Raw genomic sequence first — 9924 nt, forward strand, 5'->3', positions numbered from 1 at the left:
GGCCTAGGCCGTAGCCGATCTTATGGGGGTGCGATCGCTCCGATGCGACCGCCCCCGCCGCCCTCCGGGCCGCGCGGGGCCCCACGACATGGGACGTGACATGGCTCACCGCACCGACGTGGTGGAGCTCACTCTCCGACAAAACGGGGGAAGGCCGACCGGCTCGAACGACGAGTTCCACCGGACCCGCCACGACCTCGTCCTGGGCTGCGACGCGGACGCCCACCTGCATCCCGAGGCCGTCAAGTCGAGCTCACCTGGCGGCGCCCCTGAAGGCCCGTCACCTCCCGGCTACGAGCCCAAGGCCGTGACCGGCATGGAGGGGCCGCACACCCCGCGCTCCGTCCGGGCGCAGCGCAGATGCTGGGCGCGGGGTCAGGGGAGAGGTGCTGCGCACGCACGGCCCGTGCGTCCCGCACTCCCGGCACCTGCCGATGTGGCCGATCCTCTTCGCGTCGGTCCTGTCCTACGTCCGGGTGCTGACGCCGATCGGCGCGACGCCCCACGGACAGGGGCACATCTCCTGAGCGGGAACCGATGAGTTCGCGCGGTGCGGGCGGTCGTACGAGGTGACAGCGCTTCGGCGACCCCCGTACGGCACCCCGCAGGAGAGACCGCATGACCGCACCCGTGAAGGGACCCGCGAGCTACTTCCCCTCCATCGAGAAGAAGTACGGCCGTCCGATCGCCGAATGGAAGGACCTGATCCGTGCCTCGTCGCTGACCCGCCACATGGAGCTGGTCGCCTGGCTCAAGAGCGAGCACGGCCTCGGGCACGGCCACGCCAACGCCCTCGTCGCGCACACTTTGGCCGAAACCCGCTGACGGGCCCAAAGGCTTGGGGGCGGGGGGACCCATGGGCCCCCGGCTCCACCCGACGGTGTGCTCCGCCCGCGAAGCCGGCGCGTTGCGAGCTTCGCATCGGCGGCCACAGGCCGCCCCGGAGTCGCGGAGCACCGGACGGCTCGGTGATCCGGCCGTAGGCTGCGGCGTGTCCCACCGCCGCTCGGGCACCGCCGTGCGGCGGCCGACGACGTCAGGGGGGAACACGCCATGGAGATGGAGACGGCTCGCTTCGTCGTCCTGGTCGCCGCGACGGTGACCACCGGTCTGACGGCCGGTCTGTTCCAGGCCTTCTCGATCGCGGTGATGCCGGGGCTGGCCAGGACGGACGACCGGACCGTGGTGGAGACGATGCGGAACATCAACGTCGCCATCCTGAACGGCTGGTTCCTCCTCGGCTACGGGGGAGCGCTGGTGTGCGACGTGGCGGCCGTGGTTCTGCTCGCCGTGGACCGGGACGCGGGCGGCGGCCTCGTCCCGGTGGTGGCGGCGACCGCCCTGTACCTGGCCGCGGTCCTGCTGACCGCGCGCGTCAACATCCCGCTCAACAACGACCTCGAGCAGGCGGGCGCGCAGGCCGGAGCCGTCGGTCTCGCGGCGGTGCGGAACCGTTTCGAGCGGCCGTGGGTCCGCGCCAACCACGTCCGGACCCTGCTGTGCACGGCGTCCCTCGCCCTGCTGTGCCTTGCGCTCGTGGACCACGGTGCGGCCACGGGGTGACGGCCCCGGCGCGCCCGTCGCTCCGATGGCGCGTCCGCCGGGACGACGGTATGTGTGAGGTGGGCCACTGAGGGTGACCGCTGAGCGGTGAGTGGTGTCCGCCATGTGGATACGGTCGATGGAATCGGTGGGACCACTGGGACAATGGAGGTGCACGAACGGTTCTGCGCGTCGCGCGCACGGGCATCCCCGCTCTCGGGTGGCCCGCGGCGGCGTCCTCAACGGCGAGGGGAACCCTCTTGACCGCCCCCGGGACGGGGCGCACAGATCATTCCGACCACGAGAGGTCACGGGCTGCACATGCGCGTCATCGAGTCGCTGTACGCGGAGATTCTCCGTCGCAACCAGGGTGAGACCGAGTTCCACCAGGCCGTGCGCGAGGTACTGGAGTCCCTCGACCCCGTGCTCGAGCGGCGGCCCGAGCTGGTCGACGCGCGGATCGTCGAGCGCATGGCCGAGCCCGAGCGGCAGCTCATCTTCCGCGTGCCGTGGTCGGACGACGCCGGCAACATCCACGTCAACCGCGGCTTCCGCGTCGAGTTCAGCAGCGTGCTCGGCCCCTACAAGGGCGGCCTGCGGTTCCACCCGTCGGTGAACCTGGGCATCGTGAAGTTCCTCGGCTTCGAGCAGATCTTCAAGAACGCGCTCACCGGCATGCCCATCGGCGGCGGCAAGGGCGGCTCCGACTTCGACCCCAAGGGCCGTTCGGACGCCGAGATCATGCGGTTCTGCCAGTCGTTCATGACCGAGCTCCACCGCCACCTCGGCGAGTACACCGATGTCCCCGCCGGTGACATCGGCGTCGGCGGTCGCGAGATCGGCTACCTGTTCGGTCAGTACAAGCGCATCACCAACCGCTACGAGTCCGGCGTCCTCACCGGCAAGGGCCTCGGCTGGGGCGGCGCCCAGGCGCGCACCGAGGCCACCGGCTACGGCTGCGTCCTGTTCACCCAGGAGATGCTGCGCAGCCGCGGCGGCTCGCTCGACGGCCGGCGCGTCGCGGTCTCCGGCTCCGGCAACGTCGCCATCTACGCGATCGAGAAGGCCCACCAGCTCGGCGCGACCGTGGTGACCTGCTCCGACTCCGGCGGCTACGTCGTCGACGAGAAGGGCATCGACCTCGAGCTCCTCAAGGAGATCAAGGAGGTCCGCCGCGGCCGCGTCTCCGAGTACGCCGAGGCCCGCGGCGACAGCGCCACCTACGTCCCCGGCGCCGGCCTGTGGAGCGTCCCGGTGGACGTCGCCCTGCCCTGCGCCACCCAGAACGAGCTGCACGAGGCCGACGCCGTCGCCCTGGTGCGCAACGGCGTCCAGGCCGTCGCCGAGGGCGCCAACATGCCCACCACCCCGGAGGCCGTCCGCGTCTTCCAGGAGGCCGGTGTGGCCTTCGGCCCGGGCAAGGCGGCCAACGCCGGCGGCGTGGCCACCAGCGCCCTGGAGATGCAGCAGAACGCCTCCCGCGACTCGTGGAGCTTCGCCCACACGGAGGAGCGTCTGGCGGAGATCATGCGCCACATCCACGACTCCTGCCACACCACCGCCGAGCGCTACGGCAGCCCCGGCAACTACGTGGTCGGCGCCAACATCGCCGGCTTCGAGCTGGTCGCCGACGCGATGCTCGCGCAGGGTCTCATCTGACCTGACGTCCCGACGCGCCGAGGACCGGCGTCGCCCCTCCCGGTGAGGGCGCGGCGCCGGGCCTCTTCGGCGCGCGTCCAGGTTCGCGGGTCACAACTGCTGTCCCGTGCCGACGCCGCGCCGTCGTTCCCCCCACCACGCCCGCAGGCCGTACGTGCGCACGTCCTCGAGGAACTCGGGACGCAGCGGGCCGACACGATCCCGGGCCTCGGGGGTGCGGGGATCGTCCAGCAGCGACAACCCGTGCGCCCCCTCAAGACGCAACTCCTGATCGTCCTCGTCGAGGAGCCCCCACAGCGCTGCGGCTACCGACGGATGCGGGTCGCGTGACCCGGCGAGCGCGTTCGCGGCGGACAGACGGACGGTGTGGACCGTGTCGTCGAGCAGCTCCAGGAGGATCCGCCGGGTCTGGGGATGCCGGCGGCGACCGGCGGCCGTCGCCGCCGCCTCCCGCACCCCCGGGTCGTCGTCCCCCGCCAAGGCCGTGAGGGCGGCGAGGGCGGCCGACGAAGGCGCGGACGGCCACCTCAGCAGGCAGTCGGCGGCCGCACGGCGCACCCGGGCGTCGGGATGCCCGGCATGGGGAAGGACGACGGCGCCCGCTCCGTCGTCCGCCGTGGCCAACGCGTTCAGCACGCCGGCCAGCACCTCGGAGTCAGCCTCCTGCGCGGTCCAGGCGACGAGGACGCGGTCCGCCTCCCGCTGCCGGATACCTTCGAGCGCCATGGTGACCCCCAGGCACCGCAGGTGCTCCGCGACGAACAGGCGGTGGCCTCTGTCGGGGTGGCTCCGGTGCGCCAGGACGGACTGCCAGGTCCGGTCGCTGCCGCGCTGCATGAGGACCCAGATGGACTCCCAGAAGTCCACATGTCGCGCGTCGGTGCGGGCGGCGCGCCCGATCAGCTCCCCGGGCGGGGTGAGAACGCGGAACGCCCATTCGAGTTTGGTGAGGACCGCCCCGTGCCCGGCCCGGACGGTACGGCCGCCGAGGGTGATCCGCTCGATGTCCGGGTCCTGCCAGTCCCAGTCGATGTACGGTTCGTCCACGATGCGCACCACCTCGGCGTCGCCGGGCGCCCCGGTGAGCCTGCGCACCTCGGTCTCGGCCCCCGTGTCGTACCAACGCCGGGCCAGGGCCAGCAACCTCTCGCGCTCCCGCGCCGGCAGGCGCAGCCGCGGTTCCTTCCCGAGCACGGCGTCCACCAGCCCGGGGGAGCCCGAGGCGACGGCGAGCGAGAGCGGGGTCGTCCCGTCCGGCAACGAACGGTCGGGATCGGCGCCGCCCTCGACCAGTTCCCTGGCCCTGTCCACGTCATACGCGTGGATCGCGGCGAGCAGCAGCTCGTCCGCCGTCCCGCCCGTCAGCCCGTCCGTCAGCCTGTCTGCCTGCTCGTCCATCCGGACATCACCTCCCCCGGCACATCGTGTCATGCCTGGTCGCAGGGACGCCGCTGGGTTCTTCACCGCGCGGAAAACCGGTGGGGACGCGAGGCGCGTCGCGGCTACTGTGCCCGGTCGGGGGTGGGCGCCGCCTGCCCGGGAGGAGGAACGGCACACCGGATGAGCGCACGGCTGCGGGGGATCGCCCGCGAGAACGAGGAGATCGTGGCGGCGGGGTTCTACCGCGGGCCCGACGGACGCGAGGTCTCCATCGCCGAAGCGGTGCGGGCGGCACGTGAGGGCACCCGCATGGTGGGGCCCGGCCCGGTGCCGGTGCCGGCCGCGGTACCGGTGCGGACCGTCGTCGAGGTCACCGCGGAGAGCAGCCTGGAGGCCGCGCGCCGCCTCGCCGGCAGGAGCACGGACCCGATGGCGGTGCTGAACTTCGCCTCGGCGCGCAATCCCGGCGGCGGCTACCTCAACGGGGCGCAGGCGCAGGAGGAGGCGCTCTGCCGGGGCTCGGCCCTGTACACCTGTCTGCTGCGCGCGCCCGAGTACTACGAGCACCACCGGGCCGACCGGGACCCGTTCTACTCGGACCGGGTGATCCACTCCCCGGCGGTGCCGGTCTTCCGTGACGACCGCGGCCGTCTGCTGGACGAGCCGTACACGGCCGGCTTCCTCACCGCCCCCGCGCCCAACGCCGGTGTCATCGCCCGGAAGGCCCCCGACCGCGTCGCCGAGGTCCCCGCCGCCCTGGCCTCCCGGGCCGGGCGCGTGCTGGAGACGGCGGCGGCGCACGGCTACCGGCGGCTGGTGCTCGGCGCCTGGGGCTGCGGGGTCTTCATGAACGACCCGGCCGAGGTCGCCCAGGCCTTCCGCGGCCTGCTCGCCCCGGGCGGGAGGTTCGAGGGACGGTTCGCGCACGTCGTGTTCGGCATCCTCGACCGGACCCGGGCCGCCACCACCCGCACGGCCTTCGAGAACGCCTTCCGTGACCTCGCCGGAGCGGGCACGGTGTCCTGATGAACAGTGATCAGCCCGGAGAAGCCGGCGCCACCGTCGACGTCAGCGCGCTGGCAATCAACCTCACCGTCCCGGAGGCGCTTCGCTGGACGGACGTCAGGCGCGGGCAGGAGTTCACCCTGTCCACGCTGAACATCCGCCTCCTCCCGGACGGAACCCTCGCCGCGAAGGCCTACGGCCGCCCGACGGCGGGCGGCCGCGGCGCCTACGTGTCGTTCCCCGTCCCGGCCGACCGACCCGAGCTCACGGCCCTGATCACGGCGGCCGCGACCCGTGCCGGTGAGCTCTGGGCCGCCCACCGCGGTCTCGGCTGACGCATGGACCGCGGTGGCGGGAGCGCGGGCAGGGGCCGCGGTGGGCGGGGGAGGAAACGCCGTGGGCGGTCAGCGCCCGAAGCGCACGCTGTTGAAGGCGAAGCCCTTCGGCGCCTTCTGTCCCGCCGCCAGGCGCTTGGCGGCCCCGCCGCACTTCTTGCCCGCGTAGACGGTCGCCCTGACGTTCGTCCGGTTCTGCGCGGCGCGTCCCTTCTCGGCCATGCCGAGGCACTCGCCGGTGGGCGGATTCTCGACGAAGTACGGGGTGCCCTTGGCGCCGATCCAGTGGAACTGGCCCTTCGCGGCGACGGCGCCCGGCGCCGCGGCGGACATGTCGGCGGACGCGGTGGAGGACAGGCCCGCCGTCAGGACGAGTCCGCAGGCGAGGACCAGGGCGGAACGGCGCAGCTGTGTAAGTGATCGCATGCCGGGTGAAACGATCACGGCCGTGATCGGTCACGCCGCGGTGGACCGATCGCGGTGGACCGACTGCAGGGCGCCTGCGAGCGGTCGTGACCCGAGGCGGGCGCCGCGGCGCGACGCTTGCGCGATCCGGCCGATCCCCGGCCGGCGGACGGCGCCGCGTTGGACGATGGGGTCATGGAAATCCCGGAGCGTCGCGTCCAACTGGCCGACGGCGCCGACAGCGAGCGCCGGTTCACCGGCGAACGGATCGACGGCGCGGTCGGCGTGTGACGGATCGCGGCGCGCACCCGCCGGCGCCGCCCGGACCCCGTGCGGAACGGGTCAGCGGACGCGGGCCGCGATCGCCCGGGCGCACTCCAGCGACTCGGCGCGGGTGGTGTCCACCTCGAGGTCGTAGGAGACGCCCCGATGGACCAGGTCGGCCTGCGACGCCGCCATCCCCCGGACGCGGTCCCCGCGGGCGATCTCCCGCCCCGAGGCGACGGCACTGTCGCACCGCACACCCACCCAGAGAGCGTCCAGGTCGTCCAGGGCCCGCAGCCACCGCTGCTGCGACTGCGCCCCGCCGAGGAAGACCTCGTCGATGATCACCCGGGCGCCCGCGCGGGCCATCGTCACGATGCCCTCGGTCCAGGCGGCCTCCAGCGCCCGGAACTCGGCGCCGACCGTCACCTCGCCGTCCGCCCCGAGCACGATGCCGTCCTGCGAGGACTGCATCCGCGCCGGCAGCGCGTCGACGAAGGAATCGCAGCCGAAGGCGAGCCACGGATCCGGCAGCACGGACTGCAGACACCGCACGATGCCGGACTTCCCCGCGCTGGAACCGCCGTTGAGAATGATCATTCGCGTGTGCACCGCGCCACCCTAGAGCGCGCACCCGCGCGACCGCACCGGAATATGAACGACGCGTCCCGCGGACCGGTGACGTCCACGGGCCGCCCGGCACGGCGCGCGGGGCAACCACGAGCGGCCCGGGGACGTCGTACCGTGGGGCCGGACGAGGGAGGAACGCGCACATGCCGAGACAGCAACGACGGGTATCACGTGGTGAGTTGACGGCCCTGCGGGCGCTGGACCGGTTCGTGGGGCGACGCGAGGAGATGGCGTTCTTCGCGCGGAACCTGGCCAAGGACCCGCTCTCGCCGACCGACCCCGCCCTGTACCTCTTCCACGTGCGCGGTGTCGGCGGCGTCGGCAAGTCCAAACTGTTGCGGCAGTGGCGGGAGACCGCCCGGCAGGCGGGCGCCGCCACCGCCGCCGTGGACGAGAACGACGTGCACGGGATCCTGTCCGCGATGATCGCACTGGCCGGTCAACTGTCGGACGCCACACGGCCCTTGAAGGCGTTCGACCGGGCGGTCGAGCAGTACCGCCGGGAGCAGGAGGCCGCCGCCGAGCCGGTCGACCTCGACGGAGCGGCCGACGACGGTCCCACCCCGGCGAGCCGGGCGATCTCCCGGGCCGTCCTCGGCGGCGCGTCGACCGTCCTGCCCGGTGGCGGACTCATCGCCACGATGGTGGACCCCGACGTGGTCGCCGAGGGCATGGACCAGATGCGCGAGCGGGTGCGCGGCCGCCGGACGCGCGGACGCGCACCCGAACTGGACGCCGTCAGCCGGGAGTTCGTGACCGCACTGGACGGCCTGTGCGAGGAGCGTCCCTGGGTGGTGCTGTTCCTGGACACCTGGGAGCAGACCGGCCGGCACCTCGACGCCTGGCTGCGCACCATGCTGCGCGACGGGTTCGGTCCGCTGCCGGTCAACGTCATGGTCGTGCTGGCCGGCCGCGACGACCTGGACGAGCACGACTGGTCCGGGCTCATGGCCCAGGGCCGGTACGTGCCGCTGGAGGCGTTCACCGAGCAGGAGACCCGTGAACTGCTCGCCCGGCGGGGCGTCACCGAGCCGGCGACGGTGGACGCGGTGGTGCGGCTCTCCATGGGCCTGCCGCTGCTGGCCGACCTGCTGGCCCTGGCCCGCCCGGAGAGCGCGGCCGCCGTCGACGCGGACGGGGACGCCGCGGAGACCGCGGTGGAACGGTTCGTGCGCTGGATCGCCGACCCGCTGTGCCGCGAGGCGGTGCTGACCTGCGCCCTCGCGCCCCGGCTCAACGAGGACGTGTTCGCCGCGGCGGTGCCCGAGGAGGCGCGCGGGCTGTGGGCCTGGCTGTGCGGACAGCCGTTCGTGAGCGGCAGCGGCGAGTTCAAGAAGTACCACGCCGTGGTGCGCGCCGGGATGGTCCGGCGGGAGCGGGCGCGTTCGCCCCAGGGCTGGACGGCGGTCCACCTCCGGCTGGCCGACGCGCACGCCGCCTGGCGCGCCGGTCTGGAGGTGAACCTGCCCGCCGCCCGGCGCCGCCAGGACGCCCGCTGGCGCCGTCACCGGCTGGACGAGATGTACCACCGGCTCTGCGCCCACCCCGCCGGCTGTCTGACCGGCGCGCTGGAGGAGGCCGTACACGCGGCCGAGGCCTCGCCGGACGCGTTGCGGCAGTGGTTCGACGCTTTCACCCGAGCGGCGGAGGACACCCAGGACGAGGCCCTGGGCGCCTGGGCCGAGCGCCTGCGCGGGGCGACGGCGGAGGCGGCGGATCCGCTCGTCGCCGCGCTCGGCGCACTGCTGACCCCCCTGAGCCCGCTCGACGCGGCCGCCCAGGCCCACGCGCACGTGGTGCGCGGACGCCGGCTGGAGGCGGGCGGCCAGGAGGACGCGGCCGTCGCCGAGTTCGACCGGGCGATCGCCCTCGGCCCCGACAACGCGGCCGCCCGGTTCCACCGCGGACGCGCCCACCTGCGGGCCGGGCGTCCCGAGGCGGCCGTGCGCGATCTGGACGTCGCCGTCCGCCTCGACCCCGCCGACCCCCGGGCGCTGTCGCAGCGGGGCGAGGCGTACCGCCGGGCCAGGCGGTTCGACGAGGCCGTCGCCGACTTCACCGCCGCGCTGGCGCTGGACCCCGGTCAGGTGCGGGCGCTCGGGTCCCGCGGTCAGGTGCACCAGCAGGCCGGCCGGTTCGACGAGGCCGTCGCCGACTTCACCGCCGCCCTCGCCCTCGACCCCGGGTACCTCTGGGCGCTCGGATGCCGCGGCCGGAGCCACCGGCAGGCCGGCCGCTACGAGGAGGCCGTGGCCGACCTGACCGCGGCGCTGGCCGCGCGGCCGGACCACGCCTGGGCGCTGGCCGAACGGGGCAAGACGCACCGCCTGGCGGGGCGCCTCGACGAGGCGGCGGCCGACCTGACCGCGGCCCTCGCGCTCGCCCCCGACTACCGCTGGGCGCTGGTCGAACGGGGCATCGTGCGCCTCGAGTCCGCCCGCCCGGCCGAGGCGGAGGCCGACTTCACCGCCGCGCTGGACCTTTCCCCCGACGACCTCTGGGCGCTCGTGGGCCGCGCCCGTGCCCGCGAGGCGGCCGGCCGCGCCGAGGGCGCCCGGCAGGACCTCGACCGGGCCGCGGCCCTGGACCCGGACGGCGCTTGGCGCGACGGCACGGCCCTTTGGCCCGGCGAACGCACCGGCTAGCCCCGGCGCGCCGCGCCCGGGCCGCCGCGTTCACTCGCCCCGCCCGGGTCGCCGTGTTC

General features: G+C 74.1%; 10 protein-coding genes. 7 read left to right on the forward strand and 3 right to left on the reverse strand.

Features of this window, described 5'->3' with window-relative positions; all coding sequences use genetic code 11:
• Positions 1 to 386 precede the first annotated feature (386 nt).
• The 4 genes from ACOV8S_RS08960 to gdhA all read left to right on the forward strand — a co-directional run bounded on the left by ACOV8S_RS08960 (position 387) and on the right by gdhA (position 3201).
• Complete coding sequence (locus tag ACOV8S_RS08960) at positions 387 to 527, forward strand: hypothetical protein (RefSeq protein ID WP_448317173.1); 141 nt, start codon at positions 387 to 389, stop codon at positions 525 to 527.
• A 91-nt stretch (positions 528 to 618) separates the two neighbouring features.
• Positions 619 to 825, forward strand: coding sequence for a DUF4287 domain-containing protein (locus ACOV8S_RS08965; protein WP_448317174.1), 207 nt, complete (start codon positions 619 to 621; stop codon positions 823 to 825).
• Positions 826 to 1053: 228 nt separating this feature from the next.
• On the forward strand, positions 1054 to 1563 hold the full coding sequence (locus ACOV8S_RS08970) for an anthrone oxygenase family protein (protein WP_448317175.1): 510 nt from the start codon (positions 1054 to 1056) through the stop codon (positions 1561 to 1563).
• Between the two features lie 300 nt (positions 1564 to 1863).
• Positions 1864 to 3201 carry an NADP-specific glutamate dehydrogenase gene (gdhA, locus tag ACOV8S_RS08975; protein WP_448317176.1) on the forward strand — a complete coding sequence of 446 codons (1338 nt, stop codon included), beginning with the start codon at positions 1864 to 1866 and terminating at the stop codon, positions 3199 to 3201.
• A 90-nt stretch (positions 3202 to 3291) separates the two neighbouring features.
• Here gdhA and ACOV8S_RS08980 read toward each other — a convergent pair whose 3' ends face one another.
• Positions 3292 to 4599 carry a HEAT repeat domain-containing protein gene (locus ACOV8S_RS08980; RefSeq protein WP_448317177.1) on the reverse strand — a complete coding sequence of 436 codons (1308 nt, stop codon included), beginning with the start codon at positions 4597 to 4599 and terminating at the stop codon, positions 3292 to 3294.
• 162 nt (positions 4600 to 4761) lie between these two features.
• Here ACOV8S_RS08980 and ACOV8S_RS08985 point away from each other — a divergent pair, with 162 nt between their 5' ends.
• Together ACOV8S_RS08985 and ACOV8S_RS08990 are read left to right on the forward strand one after the other, a co-directional pair.
• A complete protein-coding gene (locus tag ACOV8S_RS08985; RefSeq protein ID WP_448317178.1) occupies positions 4762 to 5607 on the forward strand; it encodes a TIGR02452 family protein in 846 nt (281 codons plus the stop codon).
• On the forward strand, positions 5607 to 5921 hold the full coding sequence (locus tag ACOV8S_RS08990) for a hypothetical protein (protein ID WP_448317179.1): 315 nt from the start codon (positions 5607 to 5609) through the stop codon (positions 5919 to 5921). The genes ACOV8S_RS08985 and ACOV8S_RS08990 overlap by 1 nt, the downstream gene beginning before the upstream one ends.
• A gap of 69 nt (positions 5922 to 5990) precedes the next feature.
• Here ACOV8S_RS08990 and ACOV8S_RS08995 read toward each other — a convergent pair whose 3' ends face one another.
• A complete protein-coding gene (locus ACOV8S_RS08995) occupies positions 5991 to 6347 on the reverse strand; it encodes a peptidase inhibitor family I36 protein (protein WP_448317180.1) in 357 nt (118 codons plus the stop codon).
• 321 nt (positions 6348 to 6668) lie between these two features.
• The gene (gene cpt, locus ACOV8S_RS09000) at positions 6669 to 7190 is read right to left on the reverse strand and encodes a chloramphenicol phosphotransferase CPT (protein ID WP_448317405.1); all 522 of its coding nucleotides are present in this window, start codon (positions 7188 to 7190) and stop codon (positions 6669 to 6671) included.
• Between the two features lie 173 nt (positions 7191 to 7363).
• On the opposite strand from cpt, the gene ACOV8S_RS09005 reads away from it, so the two are divergent.
• Entirely contained in the window at positions 7364 to 9865 is a 2502-nt protein-coding gene (locus ACOV8S_RS09005; RefSeq protein WP_448317181.1) for a tetratricopeptide repeat protein, read from the forward strand.
• Positions 9866 to 9924 lie beyond the last annotated feature (59 nt).

The sequence above is a fragment of the Streptomyces sp. CO7 genome, from assembly GCF_053474865.1.